General features: G+C 68.0%; 21 protein-coding genes and 2 pseudogenes. 15 read left to right on the top strand and 8 right to left on the bottom strand.

Annotated elements, in window-relative coordinates; all coding sequences use genetic code 11:
* The 3 genes from C5F48_RS12260 to ssb all read right to left on the bottom strand — a co-directional run.
* Positions 1–553: lysophospholipid acyltransferase family protein (locus C5F48_RS12260; protein ID WP_373454342.1), on the bottom strand; the 553-nt coding region annotated here is incomplete at its 3' end.
* 6 nt (positions 554–559) lie between these two features.
* The gene (locus tag C5F48_RS12265; RefSeq protein WP_245941299.1) at positions 560–1,447 is read right to left on the bottom strand and encodes a DMT family transporter; all 888 of its coding nucleotides are present in this window, start codon (positions 1,445–1,447) and stop codon (positions 560–562) included.
* Between the two features lie 282 nt (positions 1,448–1,729).
* The gene (gene ssb / locus C5F48_RS12270; protein WP_107664201.1) at positions 1,730–2,254 is read right to left on the bottom strand and encodes a single-stranded DNA-binding protein; all 525 of its coding nucleotides are present in this window, start codon (positions 2,252–2,254) and stop codon (positions 1,730–1,732) included.
* A 205-nt stretch (positions 2,255–2,459) separates the two neighbouring features.
* Here ssb and C5F48_RS12275 point away from each other — a divergent pair, with 205 nt between their 5' ends.
* Positions 2,460–3,071, top strand: coding sequence for a lytic transglycosylase domain-containing protein (locus C5F48_RS12275; protein ID WP_107664202.1), 612 nt, complete (start codon positions 2,460–2,462; stop codon positions 3,069–3,071).
* Between the two features lie 36 nt (positions 3,072–3,107).
* Here the strand turns inward: C5F48_RS12275 and serS are convergent, their stop codons facing one another.
* Entirely contained in the window at positions 3,108–4,397 is a 1,290-nt protein-coding gene (gene serS / locus C5F48_RS12280) for a serine--tRNA ligase (protein WP_107664203.1), read from the bottom strand.
* A 160-nt stretch (positions 4,398–4,557) separates the two neighbouring features.
* Positions 4,558–5,628, bottom strand: coding sequence for a sensor histidine kinase (locus C5F48_RS12285; RefSeq protein WP_107664204.1), 1,071 nt, complete (start codon positions 5,626–5,628; stop codon positions 4,558–4,560).
* Positions 5,629–5,934: 306 nt separating this feature from the next.
* Here C5F48_RS12285 and yajC point away from each other — a divergent pair, with 306 nt between their 5' ends.
* Genes yajC through C5F48_RS12330 form a run of 9 tightly spaced genes read left to right on the top strand, consistent with a single transcriptional unit; the run spans position 5,935 to position 12,061 of the window.
* A complete protein-coding gene (gene yajC, locus C5F48_RS12290) occupies positions 5,935–6,255 on the top strand; it encodes a preprotein translocase subunit YajC (RefSeq protein WP_107664205.1) in 321 nt (106 codons plus the stop codon).
* A gap of 14 nt (positions 6,256–6,269) precedes the next feature.
* The gene (secD, locus tag C5F48_RS12295; RefSeq protein ID WP_107664206.1) at positions 6,270–7,937 is read left to right on the top strand and encodes a protein translocase subunit SecD; all 1,668 of its coding nucleotides are present in this window, start codon (positions 6,270–6,272) and stop codon (positions 7,935–7,937) included.
* A 3-nt stretch (positions 7,938–7,940) separates the two neighbouring features.
* Positions 7,941–8,915, top strand: a complete 975-nt coding sequence (gene secF / locus C5F48_RS12300) for a protein translocase subunit SecF (protein ID WP_170139571.1) — start codon at positions 7,941–7,943, stop codon at positions 8,913–8,915.
* Positions 8,916–8,925: 10 nt separating this feature from the next.
* Positions 8,926–9,279, top strand: a complete 354-nt coding sequence (locus tag C5F48_RS12305; RefSeq protein WP_107664208.1) for an Mth938-like domain-containing protein — start codon at positions 8,926–8,928, stop codon at positions 9,277–9,279.
* Positions 9,280–9,316: 37 nt separating this feature from the next.
* Positions 9,317–9,943 (top strand): heme ABC exporter ATP-binding protein CcmA, encoded by a 627-nt coding sequence (gene ccmA, locus C5F48_RS12310; protein ID WP_107664209.1) that lies wholly within the window; start codon positions 9,317–9,319, stop codon positions 9,941–9,943.
* Positions 9,940–10,596: a heme exporter protein CcmB gene (gene ccmB / locus C5F48_RS12315; protein ID WP_107664210.1), complete on the top strand. Its 657-nt coding sequence runs from the start codon at positions 9,940–9,942 to the stop codon at positions 10,594–10,596. Before ccmA ends, ccmB begins: the two co-directional genes overlap by 4 nt.
* Before the next feature lie 52 nt (positions 10,597–10,648).
* Positions 10,649–11,377, top strand: coding sequence for a heme ABC transporter permease (locus tag C5F48_RS12320; RefSeq protein ID WP_107664211.1), 729 nt, complete (start codon positions 10,649–10,651; stop codon positions 11,375–11,377).
* Positions 11,374–11,535: a heme exporter protein CcmD gene (gene ccmD / locus C5F48_RS12325; RefSeq protein ID WP_181247694.1), complete on the top strand. Its 162-nt coding sequence runs from the start codon at positions 11,374–11,376 to the stop codon at positions 11,533–11,535. Before C5F48_RS12320 ends, ccmD begins: the two co-directional genes overlap by 4 nt.
* Positions 11,528–12,061, top strand: coding sequence for a DsbE family thiol:disulfide interchange protein (locus C5F48_RS12330; protein ID WP_107664212.1), 534 nt, complete (start codon positions 11,528–11,530; stop codon positions 12,059–12,061). The genes ccmD and C5F48_RS12330 overlap by 8 nt, the downstream gene beginning before the upstream one ends.
* Before the next feature lie 6 nt (positions 12,062–12,067).
* On the opposite strand, the gene copM is transcribed toward C5F48_RS12330, so the two are convergent.
* The gene (copM, locus tag C5F48_RS12335) at positions 12,068–12,451 is read right to left on the bottom strand and encodes a CopM family metallochaperone (RefSeq protein WP_258186501.1); all 384 of its coding nucleotides are present in this window, start codon (positions 12,449–12,451) and stop codon (positions 12,068–12,070) included.
* Positions 12,452–12,656: 205 nt separating this feature from the next.
* Here copM and C5F48_RS12340 point away from each other — a divergent pair, with 205 nt between their 5' ends.
* Positions 12,657–13,460: a gamma-glutamyl-gamma-aminobutyrate hydrolase family protein gene (locus tag C5F48_RS12340; protein ID WP_170139561.1), complete on the top strand. Its 804-nt coding sequence runs from the start codon at positions 12,657–12,659 to the stop codon at positions 13,458–13,460.
* A gap of 110 nt (positions 13,461–13,570) precedes the next feature.
* Here the strand turns inward: C5F48_RS12340 and C5F48_RS12345 are convergent, their stop codons facing one another.
* A complete protein-coding gene (locus C5F48_RS12345; RefSeq protein ID WP_107664215.1) occupies positions 13,571–14,560 on the bottom strand; it encodes a L,D-transpeptidase in 990 nt (329 codons plus the stop codon).
* A gap of 258 nt (positions 14,561–14,818) precedes the next feature.
* Positions 14,819–16,014, bottom strand: a pseudogene (gene kynU / locus C5F48_RS12350) (kynureninase).
* Positions 16,015–16,152: 138 nt separating this feature from the next.
* Between kynU and C5F48_RS12355 the strand changes: the two are divergent.
* The 4 genes and pseudogenes from C5F48_RS12355 to C5F48_RS12370 all read left to right on the top strand — a co-directional run bounded on the left by C5F48_RS12355 (position 16,153) and on the right by C5F48_RS12370 (position 21,212).
* Entirely contained in the window at positions 16,153–16,596 is a 444-nt protein-coding gene (locus C5F48_RS12355; protein ID WP_107664216.1) for a methyltransferase family protein, read from the top strand.
* Between the two features lie 134 nt (positions 16,597–16,730).
* A pseudogene (locus tag C5F48_RS12360) lies at positions 16,731–18,301 on the top strand (Re/Si-specific NAD(P)(+) transhydrogenase subunit alpha).
* 10 nt (positions 18,302–18,311) lie between these two features.
* The gene (locus tag C5F48_RS12365) at positions 18,312–19,751 is read left to right on the top strand and encodes an NAD(P)(+) transhydrogenase (Re/Si-specific) subunit beta (RefSeq protein ID WP_107664217.1); all 1,440 of its coding nucleotides are present in this window, start codon (positions 18,312–18,314) and stop codon (positions 19,749–19,751) included.
* 180 nt (positions 19,752–19,931) lie between these two features.
* Positions 19,932–21,212 (top strand): DUF3422 family protein, encoded by a 1,281-nt coding sequence (locus C5F48_RS12370; protein ID WP_107664218.1) that lies wholly within the window; start codon positions 19,932–19,934, stop codon positions 21,210–21,212.
* Positions 21,213–21,294 lie beyond the last annotated feature (82 nt).

The raw sequence follows: 21,294 nt of genomic DNA on the forward strand, positions 1-21,294 counted from the left end.
GCAGCATCGCCGCCAGCCCGCGCTTGCCGCGCGGGAACAGCGGCTTGCCGATGCTCTCCATCGCGCGGACGTAATGCTCGTTGAAATAGGCGTTGTTCATCGGCCGGTAGAGCGCGCCGACCGGATAGCCGCGGGCGATCAGCGCGGCGCGGCTGGCGTCGTAATTGCCGAAATGCCCGGTCACCAGCACCACCGGCCGCCCCTGGACATGGGCCTCGGCCAAGGGCTCGACCCCCGCGCCATGCAGCGGGTTGGAGGCGGTGCGGGCGACGAACTCCTGCCCGGAATAGATCTCGATCACGGTGCGGCCGACGTTGTCGGGCACCTTGCGCATCAGCCGGCGCACCTCGGCCTCGGGCAGGTCGGGCAGGATGCGGGCCAGGTTGTCGCGCACCCGGCGGTCATAGCCGGCCAGCGGCGCGATCACCCGCGACATCACCCAGCCGCACAGCGGCACCCGCCAGCCATAGGGCAGGGCGAGCAGGCCGCCGATCAGCAGCCGCAGCGCGCGGTCCTCGATCCAGGCTCCGGCTCCGGTGTTCTTGCCTGCCATTTGTCCTCAACTGGTGCTGCGCGACGCCCTTGTCTCGCGGCGCCAGACATAAAGTCCCGCCGCCACGATCACAAGCGCACCCACTACCGTCCAGCGGTCGGGATATTCGCCGAAGAGCACGATCCCCCAGAAGGTGGCGAAGACCAGCCCGACATAGCCGAAGGGCGCCACGGCCGAGGCCTCGGTCATGGTGAAGGCGCGGATCAGGCAGAATTGCCCGGCAGTGCCGATCAGCGCCAGGCCGATGAAGCCGGGCACATGCGCCGCGGCGATCGGCGTCCAGACCAAGGGCAGCGCCGCGGTGGAGACCAGCGTGCCCAAGAGCGCCGAGTAGAGGAGCGAGGTCCAGGCATTCTCTGTCGCGCCCACCTTGCGGGTGGCGATGGCGTAACCGGCATAGCAGACCGCCGCCCCCAGCGGCAGCAACGCTGCCGGCGAGAAGACGCCCGAGCCCGGCCGGATCACGATCAGCGCCCCCACCAGCGCCGCGCCGATGCCGAACAGCCGGCGCGGGCCGAGCCTTTCGCCGAGGAACAGCGCAGCGCCGAGGGTAATGAGCACCGGGTTGGTGTCCATGATCGCCGTCGCCTCGGCGAGGCCGATGAAGCCGAGACTGGCGAAGAACAGCGCCGTCGCCCCGAACTGGAACAGCGAGCGCAGCGCCTGCAGCCCGGGATGCCGGGTGCGCAGCAGGGGGCCGAGCCGGTGGAACAGGAACAGCGCCACCACGAGGGTCTGCCCGGCATAGCGCGCCCAGACCACCTGCAGCGTCGGATAGCCCTGGCGCAGCACGGTCTTGGCCAGCGCGTCCATCGCGGTGAACAGCAGGATCGCCAGCAGCATCCAGAGAATGGCGCGGCTGGTCTGGGTCATGCGGACAGGCGCGGCGGTCATTGGGATCCTCGGGTCGCGTCAGGCGTCCGGGGCCGGAGGCTAGGGGCAAGGCAGGGTGAGGGCAAGGGCTGGTGGTGGAGTGAGGCAGGCGAAAGCTCTGGGGAAGATTTCGGTTGGGTCGGATCGAGCACCCTAACGGATACAGATATTTACGGTCCTATCCTCACAATCTGGATGAGGAGTATCAAGGAGCGTGCATCTCAAACTGAAGAGAAAAAGCCCCGCCTGGAGCGACCGGGCGGGGCGTCTGTGGAGAGCGAAGCTGCCCGGAGACGGGCTGGCTTAGAACGGGATCTCGTCGTCCAGATCGGTGCGCCGGCCGCCACCGCCGCCCGCAGGCGCGCCGCCGCGCGAGCTGCCGCCCGAGGACGCGCCACCCTCGTAATTGTCATAGCCGCCGCGGTCCTCGTAGCCGCCACCGCCGCCAGCCCCGCCGCCCGAGCCGCCGCTGTCGCCGCGCCCGCCCAGCATGGTCATCGTGCTGCGGAAGGGGCGCAGCACGACTTCGGTCGAGTAGCGGTCAGCTCCCGACTGGTCCTGCCACTTGCGCGTCTCGAGCTGGCCCTCGATGTAGACGGTCGAGCCCTTGCGCAGATACTGCTCGGCCACTTTCGCGAGGTTCTCGTCGAAGATCGCGACCGAATGCCATTCGGTCCGCTCCTTGCGCTCGCCGCTGGCCTTGTCGCGCCAGGTCTCCGAGGTGGCGATCCGCAGGTTCACCACCTTGCCGCCGTTCTGGAAACTGCGCACCTCGGGGTCGCGACCGAGGTTGCCGATGATGATGACCTTGTTGACCGAACCCGCCATGTCGTTCCTCCGAATCCCGAATTTTCCGGGCAGCTTCGCCCGGATTGGTTACCAAAAGCCTATAACCCGACGACCCGGCCCATACCAGCCCGGCCGGACGCGATGCGGGCCAACTCTGCCGCTCGCCATGCGGTTGCGCGCAAAACTCTGGCGTCGCGGGCGAAAAAAAGTATAGTCCCTGCAGGGATAATGAAGGCGACACATTATGCGGCGGCTGATTGGTGCGGTTTTCGTTACGGCTCTTTCCTTGGGTGCAGCGGGAATAACTGCGGGGACGTCACAGGCCCAGGGGCTGACCCTCTCCGAATCCAGCAAGAATCGCGGCAGCCTGTTCAAGTCGCAGGCGCGCCTCCTCGACACGCGGCTCGCGCGGCAATACGAGAATTCGGAGCGGCTGAAGCCCAAGGTGCCGGTCCTGCCCGAGGCGCCGGTGCGCAGCTATTCCGGGCGCTACAAGGGCCAATACCTCGAGGTCGCAAAGGCCGCCGCCCGCAAGCATGGCGTACCTGAGGCGCTGTTCCTGCGGCTCGTGCAGCAGGAATCCGGCTGGAACCCCTCGGCCGTCTCGCCCAAGGGCGCGACCGGCCTTGCGCAGCTGATGCCCGGCACGGCGCAGCTGCTGCGGGTCGATATCGCCAACCCGCATGAGAACCTCGAGGGTGGGGCGCGCTACCTGAAGATGATGTACGGCAAGTTCGGCACCTGGCCGCTGGCGCTCGCCGCCTACAACGCCGGTCCGGCGGCGGTGGAGAAACATGCCGGCATCCCACCCTATCAGGAAACCGAGAATTACGTTCAGGTGATCTGGGGCCGCTGACGACCGGCAGGAAAAAGGGGGCCGCGGCCCCCTTCGTCATTCCAGCACGCCAGCGGCGCTGATCCGGGTCTTGCCGCCGAGATAGGGGTGCAGCACCTCGGGCAGCTCGACCGAGCCATCCTCCTGCTGCCCGTTCTCCAGCACCGCGATCAGGCAGCGCCCGACGGCGAGGCCGGAGCCGTTCAGCGTGTGGACGAACTCGGGCTTCTCGCCGACGGGGCGGAAGCGGGCGTTCATCCGGCGGGCCTGGAAATCGCCGCAGACCGAGACCGAGGAGATCTCGCGGTAGGTGTTCTGACCGGGGAGCCACACCTCGAGATCATGGGTCTTCTGCGCGCCGAAGCCCATGTCTCCGGTGCAGAGCACGATCGTGCGGTAGGGCAGGCCGAGCTTTTCCAGGATCGCCTCGGCGCAGCGGGTCATGCGGTCGTGTTCGGCGAGGCTGGCGTCGGGGGTGGTGATCGAGACCATCTCGACCTTCTCGAACTGGTGCTGGCGCAGCATGCCGGAGGTGTCCTTGCCGGCCGAGCCCGCTTCGGAGCGGAAGCACTGGCTGAGGGCGGTCATGCGGATCGGCAGGCTCGCCGCCTCGAGGATCTCGCCGGCGACGGTGTTGGTCAGCGTGACCTCGGAGGTGGGGATCAGCCACCAGCCGTTGGTGGTCTGGTAGCTGTCCTCGGCGAACTTCGGCAGCTGGTTCGTGCCATACATCGCCTCTTCCTTGACGAGGACCGGGGTCCACATCTCGGTCAGCCCGTGCTCGGCCACGTGGGTGTCGAGCATGAACTGGGCCAGGGCGCGGTGGAGGCGGACGACGGCGCCTTTCAGCACGACGAAGCGCGAGCCGGAGAGTTTGGCGGCAGTGGCGAAATCCATGCCGGGTTTCACGGCGGGGATGTCGAAATGTTCGCGCGGGGCGAAGTTGAAGCCGCGCGGCGTGCCCCAGCGGCGGAGCTCGACGTTTTCCGTCTCGTCGGCGCCGACGGGGACGTCGGGGTGGGGCAGGTTGGGGATCGTCAGCAGGAGGTCGCGCAGTTTCGCATCCTCGGCGTTCGCCTCTTCGGTGAGGCGGGAGATCTCGGCCTTCTTGTCGGCGACGAGGGCGCGCAGCCGTTCGAATTCGGCATCGTTGCCGGCGGCTTTCGCGGCGCCGACTTCCTTGCTGGCGCGGTTCTGTTCGGCGGCGGCGGTCTCGGCGGCGAGGATCTTGCCGCGGCGGGCCTCGTCGAGGGCGAGGATCTCGCGCGACTGGCCCGGCAGGTTCCGGCGGGCGAGGGCGGCGTCGAAGGCTGCGGGGTTTTCGCGGATCGCGCGGATGTCGTGCATGGGAGACCTCGGGGTTCTTGTCCGGGGCAAGGTATGCCCGATTGCGGGGCTCAGGTGAACCGGGAATTTTCACGCGTGAAAAGGCGGGCAAGTAACTGTAATTGCTGATATACCCGAAATCTGTTAACGAATTGGTAACTTCTGCCGCATCGGCTGCGGGTCAGACCGCTTCCGTGGCCGCGGCGGCGCCCGACGTGCGGAAGGCGCCGTCCGCGGCGAGGTGCCGGACCGTGACGATGGTGCCGGGGCGGGCATCGGTGGCGCCGACGGTCGCGTCGAGCTGGGTGGTCAGCGCCTTGACGATGCTGGTGCCGAGGCCCGGCTTGGCGTCGGCTTCGGCGCCGGGCATGCCGATGCCGTCATCGGTGACGGTCATCGTCCAGTCTTCGCCCTTCGAGCGGAAGTCGAGGGTGATGCGTCCGCTGCGCTGGCCGGGGAAGGCGTGTTTCAGGGCATTGATCACCAGCTCGGTGACGATCAGCCCGAGGTTCAGCGAGGCCTCGGCCTTCACCACGCTGCCGTCGACCACCGCCTCGAGGATCACCGAGTCGCGGTCGCGGATCATCGAGGAGCCGATGCTGCGGCAGAGATTGGTGAAGTAGGGCCGCAACTCCACATCCTCGACCTGCGCCGCGGACAGCTGCGATTGCAGCGCGGCGACCGACATCACCCGGTTGTGCGCATCGTAGAGATGGGTCCGGGTTTCGTCGGATTGCACCCGCTTGGCGCTCTGCATAAGCACGCTGGCGATGATCTGCAGGCTGTTGGCGACGCGGTGCTGCAATTCGGCCATCAGCGTGGCCTTGTCACGCATCAGATCCTCGTTGTGGGCGTCGCGGGCCCGCGCCTCGGTCTGGTCAGAGACCGAGAGCAGCACCAGCGTCCGGCCCTCGCTGCCCTGTTCCAGCCGATGCGCATTCACCAGAAGCTTGCGGATCGGTTGGCCGGGCCGGCGCAGGTCCATCTCGTAATCCTCCACTGCCGCGGCGCCGGAGGCGGTGACCTGCAGCAGCGACTCGAGCTGGGGGATATCCCATTCGCCGCTCCCCAGCGCCGAGACCTTCAGCCCGGTGATGGTGATCGGGTCGATGCGGAAGGCGCGGCAGAAGGAGCGGCTGGCGGCGACGACCGCAAGATCACTGTTCAGGAGCAACAGCGGCGCGTCGGAGGTCAGTATGACGGCAAGCGCCAGATCGACGGAGAGATCGGCAGGCGAGGTCGAAGCGGTCATTGAAAGGTCTTCCTGCGCAAACGCACAAAATAGGGACACGCGCGCGGGCGCGGAAGATCCGGGGCCGCCGCAGAAGGAGTCGAACCGCAGGGAAGGGACGCAAGATGCAGCCTCGGCTTATCATGCTTCGCTGCGGCGTGCAGGTTTGTTTTGCAGAAGGCCCCGCTGCGTTGTCGCATCCGTGACTTCCGTTGCGGCAGCGGGGATTGTAGGTCCAAAGGGGTTCGCTTGCCTTCCGATCCCCCCGTGGATAGGGTGCGCCACCGAATTTCGGGGGAAAACCCCGGTAAACCAAGAGGACGATTCATGTTTGTGACCCCTGCTTACGCACAGGCCGCCGGCGGCGCCGCCAGCGCTTTCACCAGTTTCGTGCCGCTGATCCTCATCTTCGCGATCATGTATTTCCTGCTGATCCGTCCGCAGCAGAAGAAGCTGAAGGAACACAAGCTGATGGTCGAGGCGCTGCGTCGCGGCGACCAGGTCGTCACCGGCGGCGGCATCATCGGCAAGGTCGCCAAGGTCCATGAGGACGGCGTCGTCGAAGTCGAGATTGCCGAGGGCGTGAAGGTGCGGGTGATGAAAGCCACCATCGTGCAGGTCATGTCCAAGACCGAACCCGCCGCCTGAACCGGACCTGACCGATGATCCATATCCCGCTCTGGAAACGCCTTCTGATCTGGGCGATCTGCGCCCTCGGCATCCTCTACGCGATGCCGAACATGTTCTATTCGCGGGTGGAGGGTCATAACGACGCCGCGGCGGCCATCGCGGCCGCCGGGGGCACGGCCACGCCCGAACAGACCGCGGCGCTGGGGCAATGGCCGGACTGGCTGCCCTCGGATCTGGTGAACCTCGGGCTTGACCTGCGGGGCGGCGCGCATCTGCTGGCCGAGGTCCAGGTCGGCGACGTCTACGCCAGCCGGATCGACGCGATGTGGCCCGATGTGCGCGACGCGCTCAGGCCACTGCGCGATCAGGTCGGCAACGTACGCCGCCAGCCCTCGCCGCCCGGCGTGCTGCGGGTGGCGATCGAGAACCCGGCAGGCATGCAGCAGGCGCTGACCGCGGTGCAGGCGCTGGCGCAACCCCTGGTGACGCTGACCGGCGTCGGCCAGACCGACCTGCAGGTGACGGCCGAGGGCGACACGGTGGTGGTGCAACTGTCGCCGGCCGAGCGGGCCGCGACCGACAACCGCACCATCCAGCAGAGCCTCGAGATCATCCGCCGCCGGGTCGACGAGGTCGGCACCCGCGAGCCGACGATCCAGCGCCAAGGCGAGGACCGGATCCTGATCCAGGTGCCGGGCATCGGCTCGGCCGCCGACCTGAAGGCGCTGATCGGCACCACCGCCAAGCTGACCTTCAACCCGGTGGTGAACCGCACCACCGACGCCGGGGCCAACCCGGGGCCGCGCAACCTGCTGCTGCCCGCCGCCGACGAACCGGGCGTTTACTACATCATCGAACAGACCCCGGTGGTGACCGGCGAAGACCTCGTCGACGCCCAGCCGGCCTTCGACCAGAACAACCGGCCGGCGGTGAACTTCCGCTTCGATCCGGCGGGCGCGCGCGCCTTCGGCGATTACACCGCCAACAACATCGGCGCGCCCTTCGCCATCGTGCTGGACGAGGAGGTGATCTCGGCCCCGGTGATCCAGAGCCACATCCCCGGCGGGTCGGGCATCATCACCGGCAACTTCTCGGTGGAGGAATCGACCGAGCTCGCCATCCTGTTGCGCGCCGGCGCGCTGCCGGCCGAGATGACCTGGCTGGAGGAGAGGACCATCGGCCCGGAACTCGGGCAGGACAGCATCGACGCGGGCAGCCTCGCCTCGGTGATCGGCATGGTCGCGGTCGTGTTCTTCATGATCGCCTGCTACGGCTGGTTCGGGGTGATGGCCAATGTGGCGCTGGCGATCAACATCGCGCTGATCTTCGCCGTGCTCTCGGTGATCGGGGCGACGCTGACGCTGCCGGGCATCGCCGGGATCGTGCTGACCATGGGCATGGCGGTGGACGCCAACGTGCTGATCTTCGAGCGAATCCGCGAGGAGATCCGTCAGGGCAAGGGACCGTCGCGCGCCATCGAGATCGGCTTCGAGAAGGCGCTGTCGGCCATCGTCGACAGCAACATCACGGCGATCCTGACCGCGGTCATCATGTTCTGGATCGGCTCGGGCCCGGTGCGCGGCTTCGCCGTGACGCTGGGGATCGGCGTGCTGACCTCGATGTTCACCGCCGTCTATGTCACCCGACTCATCATCGCGACCTGGCTGGCGTTCCGGCGCCCCAAGTCCATCGTCGTGTAAGGAATTCCCATGCGGCTGAGACTTGTTCCCGAAAAGACCACCATCGACTTCTTCCGCTGGCAGTATGTCACCTTCGGCGCCTCGCTGGTGGCGGTGGTGCTGTCCTTGCTGGCGGTGGCGGTGTTCGGGCTGAACTTCGGCATCGACTTCCGCGGCGGCACCACGATCCGCACGGAATCGACGCAGGCGGTGGATGTGGGCGAATACCGCACGGCGATGCAGACGCTGGGGCTGGGCGATGTGACCATCTCGGAAGTGTTCGATCCGACCTTCGGGCCGGACCAGCATGTCGCCATGATCCGGATCGAGGCGCAGGACGGCGCCGAGGCGATCACGCCCGAGGTGATCGGCGCGATCGAGACGGCGCTGCGCGCGGTCGATCCGGCGATCACCTTCCCGTCGGTGGAATCGGTGGGGCCGAAGGTCTCGGCCGAGCTGATCTGGTCGGCGCTCCTCGCGGTGGCCGCGGGGTCGGCGGGGATCTGGATCTATGTCTGGCTCAGGTTCGAGTGGCAGTTCGCCGTTGGCACGGTGGCGGCGCTGGTGCATGACGTGCTGCTGACGGTGGGCATCTTCGCGATCTTCCAGATCAAGTTCGACCTGACCATCGTGGCGGCGCTGCTGACCATCCTCGGCTATTCGGTGAACGATACCGTGGTGATCTTCGACAGGCTTCGCGAGAACCTGCCGAAATACAAGAAGATGCCGCTGCGCGACCTGATGAACCTCACCACCAACGAGACGCTGAGCAGGACGATCATGACGGCGCTGACCACGCTGATCGCGCTGACCTCGCTGCTGGTCTTCGGCGGCGACGTGCTGCGCGGCTTCGTCTTCGCCATGATGTTCGGCGTGGTGGTCGGCACCTATTCGACGCTCTATGTCGCCAAGAACATCGTGCTGATGCTGGGCGTGGACCGCGGCGGGCCGAAGCAGGACAGCCCGGCCGGCACCCGTTTCGCCGAGGCGGAGAACTGAGGAGGCGGCGGTGCAGCTGACCGAGATCACCTATGACGAGGCCATGCCGATCGAGGGCTATGGCCCCGGCTTCTTCCGCATCGGCGGCCAGCGGCTGGAGGGCGCCTGCCTGATCTCGCCCTGGGGCGCCGGCGGCTGGGGCGGGCTCGAGGATACCGAGACGCCGATGACCCTTGTCGGGCGGATCGACGTGCTGTTCGTCGGCATGGGGGGCGATGTGGCCCATGTGCCGAAGGCGTTCCGCGACACGATGGAGGCGGCGGGCATGGGGGTGGAGGTGATGTCCTCGCCCGCGGCCTGCCGGACCTACAACGTGCTCTTGTCGGAGGGGCGGCGGATCGCCGTCCTGCTGCTGCCGGTCTGAGCTTTCCGTAATGAAAAAGATGCGCTAGGGCAGGGCGATGGACCTGACAGTCACCGACCTTGCCTGCGCCCGTGGCGGCGTCACCGTGCTGGAGCGCGTCGGCTTCACGCTCGGCGCGGGGCGGGCGCTGATCCTGCGCGGGCCGAACGGCATCGGCAAGACCACGCTTCTGCGCACGCTGGCCGGGTTGCAGCCGGCGGTGGCGGGGCGGATCTCGATGCAGCCGGAGGTCATCGCCTATGCCGCCCATGCCGATGGGCTGAAGGCGACCCTGACCGTCACCGAGAACCTCAGCTTCTGGGCCGCGGTCTATGGTACGCGCGATGTGGCGGCGGCGGTGGCGCGGATGAACCTCGGCGCGCTGGCCGACCGGCAGGCGCAGAACCTGAGCGCCGGGCAGAAGCGCCGGCTGGGGTTGGCGCGGCTTCTGGTGACGGGGCGGCCGCTGTGGATGCTGGACGAGCCCACCGTTTCGCTCGACGCGGCCTCGGTGGCGCTGTTCGGCGATGTGGTGCGGGCGCATCTGGCGGAAGGCGGTTCGGCGCTGATCGCCACGCATATCGATCTGGGGCTGGAGGCCGAGGTGCTGGACCTGACGCCGTTCCGCGCCGAGTTGCGGCCCGAGGGGACGGATGACGACCCGTTCGGCGGGGATTTCGCATGATCGCCCTTCTGCTGCGCGACCTGCGGCTGGCGATCCGGGCCGGCGGCGGCTTCGGCCTTGGGCTGGCCTTCTTCCTGCTGGTGGCGGTGCTGGTGCCGCTGGGCGTCGGCCCGGAGCCGGCGACGCTGGCGAAGATCGCGCCGGGCATCCTCTGGGTCGGCGCGCTCTTGGCCTGCCTTCTGTCGCTGGACCGGATCTTTGCGTTGGATTTCGAGGATGGATCGCTCGACCTCCTCGCCACGGCGCCGATGCCTTTGGAAGGCGCGGTCGCGGTGAAATCGCTGGCGCATTGGGCGGTGACCGGATTGCCGCTGACGCTGGCCTCGCCGGTGTTGGCGCTGCTTTTGAACCTGCCACCGCAGGGCTATCTCTGGCTCGTGGCATCGCTGGCGCTCGGCACGCCGGCGCTGTCGGTGATCGGCGCTTTCGGCGCGGCGCTGACCGTGGGGCTGAAGCGCGGCGGGCTGCTTCTGAGCCTGCTGGTGCTGCCGCTCTACGTGCCGACGCTGATCTTCGGGGCCGAGGTGGTGAAGCGCGGTGCTGCGGGGCTGGAAGTCGGCGCGCCGCTCTTGCTGCTGGCCGGGATCACGCTGGCGGTGACGGCGCTCTTGCCCTTCGCTTCGGCTGCGGCAATCCGCGTCAACCTTCGGTGAAATCAGCATGCTAGGCTTGCATCGTAAAGCGGGAGGCCCTAGTCGGGACGCCATGTCGATCTGGGAATATGCCAATCCGAAGAGGTTCATGACGACCTCCGCCGCCATCCTTCCCTGGGTGAGCGCGCTGACCGTGATCTGCCTTGCGACGGGTCTGATCTGGGGCTTCTTCTTCACGCCCGACGACTACAAGCAGGGCTCCACCGTCAAGATCATCTACCTGCATGTGCCCGCCGCGCTGATGGCGATCAATGCCTGGATGATGATGCTGGTGACCTCGCTGATCTGGCTGATCCGGCGGCACCATGTCTCGGCGCTGGCGGCCAAGGCCGCGGCGCCGATCGGGCTGACCTTCACGCTGGTGGCGCTGGTGACGGGCGCCGTCTGGGGCCAGCCGATGTGGGGGACCTGGTGGGCCTGGGACCCGCGGCTGACCTCCTTCCTGATCCTCGGGCTGTTCTATCTGGGCTATATCGCACTCTGGCAGGCGATCGACACGCCGGATACGGCGGCGGATCTCACCTCGGTGCTCTGCCTCGTGGGCTCGGTCTTCGCGCTTCTGAGCCGCTATGCGGTGAACTTCTGGAATCAGGGGCTGCACCAGGGCGCCTCGCTGAGCCTCGACAAGGAAGAGAACGTGTCGGACGTGTTCTATTTCCCGCTGCTGATCTGCATCGCGGGCTTCGTCGCGCTGTTCCTGACGCTGGTGCTCTTGCGCACCCGGACCGAGATCCGTGCGCGCCGGGTGCAGGCGCTGCTGGCGCGGGACCGCATGGCATGATGCCGGATCTGGGGAAATACGCGGCCGCGGTGCTGACGGCCTATGGCGCGTCGATCGGGCTCATTCTGGCGCTGGTGGGGCTCAGCCTCTGGCGTGGCAAGCGGGTGCAGCGCGTGCTGCGCGATCTGGAAGAACGGCAGGCAAGGCGCAATGGCTAAGGTTCTGATGCTGGCCCCCCCGGTGATCTTCGCCGGGCTGGCGGCGATGTTCTACATCGGCATGCAGCGCGAGGATCCGGACGGCTTGCCCTCGGTGCTGACCGGCAAGCAGGCGCCGGCGGTGCAGCTGACCCAGCTGGGCGAGGGCGCGCCCTTCACCGACGCCTCGCTGCGCGAGCCCGGGGTGAAGCTGGTGAACTACTGGGCCAGCTGGTGCGCCCCCTGCCGGGCGGAACATCCCTCGCTGACCGCGCTGGCGGAGGAGGGCGTGACGATCCACGGGGTGAATTACAAGGACAAGCCGGAGAACGCGCTGGGTTTCCTCGCCGAGCTCGGCAATCCCTTCGCCGACATGGGGGCCGACGACAGCGGCCGCATGGCGCTGGACTGGGGCGTCTATGGCGTGCCCGAGACCTATGTGATCGACGGCGAGGGCCGGATCGTGCTGCGCTTCGCCGGTCCGATCACCGAGCGGTCGCTGAACGACACGATCCGCCCGGCGCTGGCCGAAGCCGCGGGGAACTGAGCCCTCTTACTGGCCGTGCTTGGCGAGCCAGTCCTTCATGAAGGCGATTTCGGCCTCCTGCGCCGCGATGACCTCCTCGGCCAGCTTGCGCACCTCCGGGTCGGAGCCATGCTCCAGCACCACCTTGGCCATGGCGACGGCACCCTCGTGATGCGGGATCATGCCGCGCATGAAATCCACATCCGCATCGCCGGTATAGGGGATGCCCATCCCGCCGTGCATCGCCTCGTTGGCTTGCTGGTAGGCCATGGTCGACGGGCTGTCGCCGGTCATGGCGTGGCCCGAGTGGTCCATATCTTGCGCGAGGGCGGGGGCGGCGCCCAGCGCGAGGGCGGCGAGGGCGAGACGAAGCGGGGTCATGGCGATCTCCTGTTGTTGTTGCCTATCGATCCGACCTTCCGGCGGCGGGAAGGCAAGTCACGAGCCCGTGAGCCTTGTCCGCCGGGCGGCCGGTTCCCTGCCGCTTGCGCCCTGCGCTGCACAATCCTCAGGCAGTCTGTGCGGTCACGAGCGGTTCTTCCCGGGATTGCCCCTTCACCGAAGCGTCACAAGCCCCTATTCTTAACCCATGCTCCGAACAAACCCCGGCCCAGAAATGCTCCGCCCCTCCGCCTGCCGCCCGACTTCCGCTCGACCCGTCGTCGGCATCATCGGCAACATGTCGCTGTTGAACGACACCTACCCCGTCCATGCCGGCGGCACGATGAACACCGAGGCGGTCGCCCTCGTCTCCGGCTGCCTGCCGCTGATCATCCCGACCGACCCGAATTTCGTCTCGGTCGAGGAGCTGCTCGAGCTCTGCGACGGCTTCCTCCTGACCGGCGGCCGGCCCAATGTCCACCCGTCGGAATATGGCGAGGACGAGACTCCGGCGCATGGCTGTTTCGAGCGCGAGCGCGACGCCATCACCCTGCCGCTGGTGCGGGCCTGCGTCGAGCGCGGCCAGCCCTTCCTCGGCATCTGCCGCGGCTTCCAGGAGGTGAACGTGGCGATGGGCGGCACGCTCTTCCCCGAGATCCGCGACCTGCCGGGACGGATGAACCACCGCATGCCGCCCGATGGCACGATCGAGGAGAAATTCGCCCTGCGCCACCCGGTGCGCTTCACCACCGGCGGCGTGTTCCACCGGCTGATGGGGGCGGAAGAGGTGATGACCAACACGCTGCACGGGCAGGGGGTGAACCGGCCCGGCGCGCGCATCGTCATCGACGGCAGGGCGCCGGATGGAACGCCCGAGGCGCTCTATGTCAAGGATGCGCCCGGCTTCACCCTGTCGGTGCAATGGCATCCGGAGTGGAACGCCGCCGCCGACCCGGTGTCGCGGCCGCTGTTCGCCGCCTTCGGCGAGGCGGTGCGCGACTGGGCCCACGGGCTCGCCCCGGCGCGGCTCAGCGCCTGATCCGTTTTGGAAGGCGACCCGCTTGGAGCGGGGCGCCGGTTCGTTTTGCAGGCGCAGCGCGGGTTCCCCCGCGCCGCTCAGTCCCTGAACTTACCTAAGGCGACCCGCTCTCAGAGCGAGTCGCTGGCGCCTGTCGCCGGCACGGGCAGCAGCGGCGTCGTCGTGACGGGCGCTTCGGCCTGCGGCGCGGGCGCAGCCGGCGCTTCGGGCGCGGTCGGCGTCACCGCCGGCGGCGTGTCGTCAGCGGCGGTCGGGTTGGCGGGAGCTTCCGGGGCAGGAGCCTCGTCAGGCTCCGCCGCAGCCCCCATCGGCGACAGCATCGGCAGGTTGCCGAGACCCGAGGGCACCACGACCTCTTTCGGCTCGACCGCGGCCACCACCGCCGGCTTCGGCTTCTTCGGCGCGGGCGGCGGCAGGGTCAGGCCGCTCGGCATCTGGCCGTCGCGGGTCATGACGATGACCTTGGCTCCCGCCGGAACCCGCTCGTAGAGGTCCATCACGTCCTGGTTGATCATCCGGATGCAGCCCGAGGAGGCGTTGCGGCCGATCGACTGCCAGTCCGGCGTGCCATGGATGCGGTAGCCGTAGTCGCGGCCGTTGGTCTCGAGATACAGCGCCCGGGCGCCGAGCGGGTTGGTCGGGCCGCCGGGCTGGCCCTTCTCCCATTTCGCCAGTTCCGGCTTGCGGTCGATCATCTCGGGCGGCGGGGTCCAGGTCGGCCAGGGCCGGCGGTTGGCGACGATCGCCTCGCCCGACCATTCGAAACCGGCGGCGCCGACCGAGATGCCGTAGCGGATCGCCTGGTTCTTGCCGGTCACCAGATGCAGCAACCGCGCCTGCGGATTGATGATGATGGTGCCGGGGACTTCCTCGGTCGGGAAATAGACCGACTGGCGCTGGTATTGCACCGGCACCTTCTCCACCGGCACGGCGGGCACGGTATAGGTGCCGTCGGCCCGGGCGGCGTAGACATCGGGGATCAGCTGCGGCGTGGGCGGTTCGGCCAGCCCCGCATCGACCAGCGCCGCATTGGGCACGCAGGCCCCCAGCAGCAGGGCCACCATTGTGGCCGAGGCCAGTTTCATGCCGATGCCTTGCATTCCGTAATTCCTGCCTGCGGGCGGTCTTCGAGCCGCCGGATTGCCTGATGCCCCACGCTAGACCATCGCCGCGGCAGGGTCAAAGCCTGACCGGGCCCCGGGGCGCCGCCCCGCCGCCGAAACCCCTGCGGCAAGGCGTCCCCGGTTTCTCCTTGCCCAAATACTCATCTTCCGCCGGCCAGAGGCGCGCGGCCTCCGATCCCGCCGCGGCAGCGCCGTCCGAGGGGCCTCGATGGCCCCGAGGACGGCACGCCCGGCTCAGGTCACCGCGGCGCGCTGGCGGTACTCCGCCCGGTCCCAGAGGCCGCCCGCCATGACCTCGGCGAGGATCTCCACCGCGCGGCCCACCTCCTCCGCGCCGATGTAGAGGCGGGGTGAAGCCGAAGCGCAGGATGGTCGGGGGCGCGGAAGTCGCCGATCACGCCGCGGGCGATCAGCGCCTGCATGATGGCGTAGCCCTCGGGGTGGCGGAAGCTGACCTGCGAGCCGCGCGCGTCGTGGGCGCGGGGGGTGGCGAGGGTGAGCATGGGGCAGGCGGCCTCGACGCCCTTGATGAAGAGATCGCCCAGGTCCAGCGATTTCGCCCGCAGATCGGCCATTTCGACGCCGTCCCAGACATCGAGCGCCGCCTCCAGCGCCGCCATCTGGATCACCGGCGGGGTGCCGACGCGCATCCGCTCGATACCGGGCCCGGGGCGGTAGTCGAGATCGAAGGCGAAGGGCGCCGCATGGCCGAGCCAGCCCGAGAGCGCAGGCAGCGCCGCCTCGGCATGGCGCGGGGCGACATAGATGAAGGCCGGCGCGCCGGGGCCGCCGTTGAGGTATTTGTAGCTGCAGCCCGCGGCGAAATCGGCGCCGCCCCCGGCCAGATCGACCGGGACGGCCCCGGCCGAATGCGCCAGATCCCAGATCGCCAGCGCCCCGGCCGCATGGGCCTTCGCCGTCAGCCGCGCCATGTCATGCCGCCGCCCGGTGCGGTAATCCACCTCGGTGATCAGGATCGCCGCCACGCTGTCGTCGATCGCCGCCTCGACCGCCTCGGGTGCGACGGTGCGCAGGCTGTAGCCCTGACCCAGCATCCGGCAGAGCCCGTCGGCCATGTAGAGATCAGAGGGGAAGTTGCCGGTGTCGGACAGGATCACCTTCCGGTCGGGGCGGAGCTGCACCGCCGAGGCCAGCGCCTGAAAGACCTTGATCGACAGCGTGTCGCCCACCACCACCGTGCCCGGCTCGGCCCCGACAAGCCGGCCGATCCGGTCGCCGAGCCGCATCGGCTGCGCCATCCAGCCCGCCTTGTTCCAGCCGGTGATCAGCATCTCGCCCCATTCCGCCGCCACGGTCTCGGCCACCCGGGCCTTGGCGGCGCGCGGCAGCGGCCCCAGCGAGTTGCCGTCGAGGTAGATCACCCCCTCCGGCAGGTCGAACATGGCGCGGGTTGCGGTGAAATCGGTCATCCTGGTCCCTCCCTCGGGCTGCGGCCCCGCTTGCGGGATAACGAGGAAGCGGCGGCGGGTTCAAGGGTGAAGAACGGACTTTCGGGAAAGCGCCGACCGTGGCAGCAAGGGCCGTGAGGTCTGGTGAGAGGGTTGCGCGTGAAGAACTTCGATTATCCGCCGGTGTGGACGCTGCTATGCATCGCTCTTGGCCTGATGCTCGACCGGCTCTGGCCGCTCGACCTCTTCGGCGCCGTCGGGCGGTATCTGGGGGCGGCGGCGATCCTTGCCGGGCTCGGGCTGATGCTGCTGGCGGTGGAGCGGATGCGGCGGGCGGCGACCACGGTGATGCCGCATCGCGCGCCCTCGGCGCTGGTCACCGACGGGGTGTTCCGCTGGTCGCGCAACCCGATCTATCTCGGCGATCTGCTGGTCCTCCTCGGCGTCCTCCTCTGGGCCGACGCGCCGCTCGGGCTTCTGGCGCTGCCGCTCCTCATGGTGGTGCTGACCCGCCGCTTCATCCTGCCGGAGGAGGCGCGGCTGGCCGAGGGCTTCGGCCCGGCTTTCTCCCAATGGAGCAAAACCACCCGCCGCTGGCTCTGATCTTTCGTTCCCCAAGCGTTCAGCCTCAGATTGACGCAGCGACGCTAGCCGCTTGTGATCTTTTCTGTCGCGGTGTTTAACAGCACGGCATGTTGATCCGGCGCCGCGCGGCGCCGCCACAGGGGGAGAGACTGTTGAAGATCGGAGCAGCCAAAGAGAGTTTCGCAGGCGAGGCGCGGGTCGCCATGACGCCCGACTCGGCCCTGCAATTGCAGAAGCTGGGCCATACCTGCGTCATCGAAACCGGGGCGGGGGCGAAGGCCGGCTTCTCCGACGACAGCTATGCGGCGGCGGGCGTCACCGTGCTGCCCTCGGCCCAAGCGCTCTATGACGCCGCCGATGTGGTGGTGAAGGTGCGCGGGCCGGAGCCTGCCGAGGCGGAGATGCTGCGCGCGGGCCAGACGCTGATCTCGTTCTTCTGGCCGGCGCAGAATGCCGAGCTTCTGGAGCAGTGCAAGGCCAAGGGCGCGACGGTCATCGCCATGGACATGGTGCCGCGCATCAGCCGGGCGCAGAAGATGGACGCGCTGTCGTCGATGGCCAATATCGCGGGCTACCGCGCGGTGATCGAGGCGGGGGCCAACTTCGGGCGGTTCTTCACCGGACAGGTGACGGCGGCGGGCAAGGTGCCCCCGGCCAAGGTGCTGGTGGTCGGCGCCGGTGTGGCGGGTCTGGCCGCCATCGGCACGGCGACGAGCCTCGGCGCGATCACCTATGCCTTCGACGTGCGGCCGGAAGTGGCCGAGCAGATCGAATCGATGGGCGCGGAATTCGTCTATCTCGACTTCGCCGAGGCGCAGGACGGGGCCGCCACGGGTGGCTATGCCGCGCCGTCTCCCCCGAGTTCCGCGAGAAGCAGCTGGAGAAGTTCCGCGCGCTGGCGCCCGAGATGGACATCGTCATCACCACGGCGCTGATCCCCGGTCGCCCCGCGCCGAAGCTGTGGCTCGCCGACATGGTGTCGATGATGAAGCCCGGCTCGGTGGTCATCGACCTAGCCGCCGAGCGCGGCGGCAACTGCGACTTGACGGTGCCGGACGAGAAGGTGGTCAGCCCCAATGGCGTGACCATCGTCGGCTACACCGACTATCCCTCGCGGATGGCGGCGCAATCCTCGACGCTCTATGCCACCAACATCCGCCACATGCTGACCGATCTCACGCCCAAGAAGGACGGGGTGATCGTGCAGAACATGGAGGATGACGTGATCCGCGGCGCGACCGTGACGCATGACGGCGCGATCACCTTCCCGCCGCCGCCGCCGAAGATCGCGGCCATCGCGGCGCAGAAACCCAAGGAGAAGGCCAAGGAGCTGACGCCGGAGGAGAAACGCGCCAAGGAGACTGCCGCCTTCCGCAAGGCGACGGTGAGCCAGGTCACGCTGCTGGCCGTGGGCACGGCGCTCCTGATGCTGGTGGGGATCTATGCCCCCGCGAGCTTCATGTCGCATTTCATCGTCTTCGCGCTGTCCTGCTTCATCGGCTTCCAGGTGATCTGGAACGTCTCGCACAGCCTGCACACGCCGCTGATGGCGGTGACCAACGCCATCTCGGGCATCGTCATCCTCGGTGCGCTGCTGCAGATCGGCTCGGGCAACTGGCTGGTCGTGATCCTTGCGGCAATCTCGGTGCTGATCGCCTCGATCAACATCGTCGGCGGCTTCCTGGTCACGCGCCGGATGCTTGCCATGTTCCAGAAATCCTAAGGAGGCCCCGATGAGCATCGGACTGACATCCGCCGCCTATATCGCCGCGGCCATCCTCTTCATCCTCTCGCTCGGCGGCCTTTCGGGGCAGGAGAGCGCAAAGCGCGCCGTCTGGTACGGCATCGTCGGCATGGCTTTGGCCGTGGCGGCGACGGTCTTCGGGCCGGGCATGGGGCATTACGTCATCATCGCGGTGATGATCCTCGCCGGGTCGGTGGCGGGCTGGTATGTCGCCAAGAAGGTCGAGATGACCGAGATGCCGCAGCTGGTGGCGGCGCTGCACAGCTTCGTCGGCCTTGCTGCGGTGTTCATCGGCCTGAACGCGCAGCTCGAGCTGTCCTCGGTGATGGCGCAGAAGGCGGCCGGGCTCGACATGACCAACCTCGCCGGTTTCGCCGCCGTGCTGGCGCACAAGACCGGGGTGGAGATCTCGATCCTGAAGGTCGAGGTCTTCCTCGGCATCTTCATCGGCGCCGTGACCTTCACCGGCTCGGTGGTGGCCTTCGGCAAGCTGGCGGGCAAGGTCGACGGCAAGCCGAAGAAGCTGCCGGGCGGGCACATGATCAACGCCGCGGCGCTGGTTGCCTCGATCGTGCTGCTGGTGGTCTATTTCAACGGCGCGGGCGTCTGGACGCTGCTCTTGATGACGCTGATCGCGGGCTTCATCGGCTGGCATCTGATCATGGGCATCGGCGGCGCCGACATGCCGGTGGTGGTGTCGATGCTGAACAGCTACTCGGGCTGGGCGGCGGCGGCGATCGGCTTCACGCTAGGCAATGACCTCTTGATCGTCACCGGCGCGCTGGTCGGTTCGTCGGGCGCGATCCTGAGCTACATCATGTGCAAGGCGATGAACCGCTCGTTCATCTCGGTGATCCTCGGTGGCTTCGGCGGCGCGACGGGCCCGGCGATGGAGATCGCGGGCGAGCAGATCGCCATCGATGCCGAGGGCGTGGCCGCCGCGCTGAACGACGCGGATTCGGTCATCATCGTGCCGGGCTACGGCATGGCCGTGGCGCAGGCGCAGCAGTCGGTGTCGGAGCTGACGCGCAAGCTGCGCGCCAAGGGCAAGACCGTGCGCTTCGCCATCCACCCGGTCGCGGGCCGTCTGCCGGGGCACATGAACGTGCTCCTGGCCGAGGCCAAGGTGCCCTATGACATCGTGATGGAGATGGACGAGATCAACGAGGATTTCCCCTCGACCGACGTCGCCATCGTCATCGGCTCCAACGACATCGTCAATCCGGCGGCGCAGGAAGACCCGAACTCGCCCATCGCCGGGATGCCGGTGCTGGAGGTCTGGAAAGCCAAGCAGGTGTTCGTGTCGAAGCGCGGGCAGGGCACCGGCTATTCCGGCATCGAGAACCCGCTGTTCTACAAGGAGAACACCCGGATGTTCTACGGCGACGCCAAGAAGTCGCTCGACAGCCTGCTGCCGATGATCGACTGAGATCCGCTTGATGCCCGAAGCAACGCCCCGCCCCTCCGGCGGGGCGTTCGCATTCCGGGCTGCGGCATCGCTGCCAGTATGCCGATGTATTCCCGCGCTCTGCGGTCGCAGCCCGGCAAATCCGCTTCCCGGCCTCCGCTGCGCCGACTAGCGTCGGGCCAGAGGATCGGAGCCAGCCCCATGCCAGTCGAAGACCATCCCCTGCGCTATGCCTTGGTGAACGAGCTGCACGCCCGGCCGTTTCCGGCGCTGGAGGCCCCGTGCCATGCGGTCTTCGTCACCTTCAAGGAGCCGGTGGACGCCGCCAACCGAGACCGGGCGGCGGAGCGGGCGCATCTGCTGGAGCTCTTGGACCGCAACGGCACGGCGCATCCGCCGCCCGAGGCCACGCATTTCGCCGGCTCCATCGGTCGCGCCGACCTGCGCTGGGAGAGCCATACCGAATTCGTCACCTACACCGCCTATGTGCCGGGTCTGGCGGAGCGCGCCTTCGATCCGGCCAAGGCCGAGGTCTTCCCAGAGGACTGGCTGGCGCGCACCCCGGGCAAGCGGATGTCCTCGGTGCTGATCCGCATCGAGCTGATGCCGGAGGACGAGAGCCTGGTGATGGAGAAGGTGGAGGACTGGTTCGTCCCCGAAAGCGTCGCCTGTTCCAGCATCATCGACGGCGCGGCCATCGTCGCCGGCGATTTCCGCATCGACCCGGCGGGGCACATGCGCTTCGCGCTCTTCGTGCGCCCCGGCACCAGCCCGCGCCGGATCGGGCGGATCGTGACGCGGCTCTGCGAGATCGAGACCTACCGCTCGATGTCGATGCTGGGCCTGATGCGGGCGCGGCAGCTGAACAAGCGGCTGAACGCGCTGGACCCGCAGCTGTCGTCGCTGGTCACCGGGCTGGACGAGAGCGCGCAATCGCCGGAAGCGGCGCTGCACGAGCTCTTGAAGATCTCGGCCGAGCTGGAAAGCCTTGCGGTGCAGTTCACCTTCCGGTTCGGCGCGACCGGGGCCTACGAGGCCATCGTCAACCAGCGCATCGACGCCTTGCGCGAAGTGCGGATGAGCGGGCGGCAGACCTTCGCCGAGTTCATGATGCGCCGCTACGATCCGGCGATGCGCACGGTGAAATCCGCCGATGCGCGGCTGCGCAACATGGCCGAACGGGCGCAGCGCGCCGCCGAGCTGCTGCGCACCCGGGTCGATGTGGAACGCTCGGCGCAGAACCAGATGCTCTTGGAGAGCATGGACCGCCGCGCCGACACCCAGCTGAAGCTGCAGCGCACGGTGGAGGGGCTGTCGGTGGTGGCGATCAGCTATTACGCGGTGAACCTCGCCGCCTATGTGGCCTATCCGGCGACCGAGCCTCTGGGGATCAGCAAGGGGCTGGCCACGGCGGTGCTGACGCCGCTGGTGATGCTGGCGGTCTGGCTGATGGTGCGGCGCATCCATCGCAAGATGCACTGAATCCTTCCTATTCCCCGGATGGCAGTTCTGCGCTGTCCCGCGGCATCCGGGTTTCGGCTGTCGCGGTGCGGTGCTAGACTCG

Origin of the sequence: Cereibacter changlensis JA139 (assembly GCF_003034985.1) — a bacterium.
GTDB lineage: Bacteria > Pseudomonadota > Alphaproteobacteria > Rhodobacterales > Rhodobacteraceae > Cereibacter > Cereibacter changlensis.

Coding starts and splice junctions, on each gene's coding strand:
- C5F48_RS12265 (WP_245941299.1), bottom strand. CDS start 1,447: ATGACCGCCGCGCCTGTCCGCATGACCCAGACCAGCCGCGCCATTCTC.
- ssb (WP_107664201.1), bottom strand. CDS start 2,254: ATGGCGGGTTCGGTCAACAAGGTCATCATCATCGGCAACCTCGGTCGC.
- C5F48_RS12275 (WP_107664202.1), top strand. CDS start 2,460: ATGCGGCGGCTGATTGGTGCGGTTTTCGTTACGGCTCTTTCCTTGGGT.
- serS (WP_107664203.1), bottom strand. CDS start 4,397: ATGCACGACATCCGCGCGATCCGCGAAAACCCCGCAGCCTTCGACGCC.
- C5F48_RS12285 (WP_107664204.1), bottom strand. CDS start 5,628: ATGACCGCTTCGACCTCGCCTGCCGATCTCTCCGTCGATCTGGCGCTT.
- yajC (WP_107664205.1), top strand. CDS start 5,935: ATGTTTGTGACCCCTGCTTACGCACAGGCCGCCGGCGGCGCCGCCAGC.
- secD (WP_107664206.1), top strand. CDS start 6,270: ATGATCCATATCCCGCTCTGGAAACGCCTTCTGATCTGGGCGATCTGC.
- ccmA (WP_107664209.1), top strand. CDS start 9,317: ATGGACCTGACAGTCACCGACCTTGCCTGCGCCCGTGGCGGCGTCACC.
- ccmB (WP_107664210.1), top strand. CDS start 9,940: ATGATCGCCCTTCTGCTGCGCGACCTGCGGCTGGCGATCCGGGCCGGC.
- C5F48_RS12320 (WP_107664211.1), top strand. CDS start 10,649: ATGTCGATCTGGGAATATGCCAATCCGAAGAGGTTCATGACGACCTCC.
- ccmD (WP_181247694.1), top strand. CDS start 11,374: ATGATGCCGGATCTGGGGAAATACGCGGCCGCGGTGCTGACGGCCTAT.
- C5F48_RS12330 (WP_107664212.1), top strand. CDS start 11,528: ATGGCTAAGGTTCTGATGCTGGCCCCCCCGGTGATCTTCGCCGGGCTG.
- C5F48_RS12340 (WP_170139561.1), top strand. CDS start 12,657: ATGCTCCGCCCCTCCGCCTGCCGCCCGACTTCCGCTCGACCCGTCGTC.
- C5F48_RS12345 (WP_107664215.1), bottom strand. CDS start 14,560: ATGCAAGGCATCGGCATGAAACTGGCCTCGGCCACAATGGTGGCCCTG.
- C5F48_RS12365 (WP_107664217.1), top strand. CDS start 18,312: ATGAGCATCGGACTGACATCCGCCGCCTATATCGCCGCGGCCATCCTC.
- C5F48_RS12370 (WP_107664218.1), top strand. CDS start 19,932: ATGCCAGTCGAAGACCATCCCCTGCGCTATGCCTTGGTGAACGAGCTG.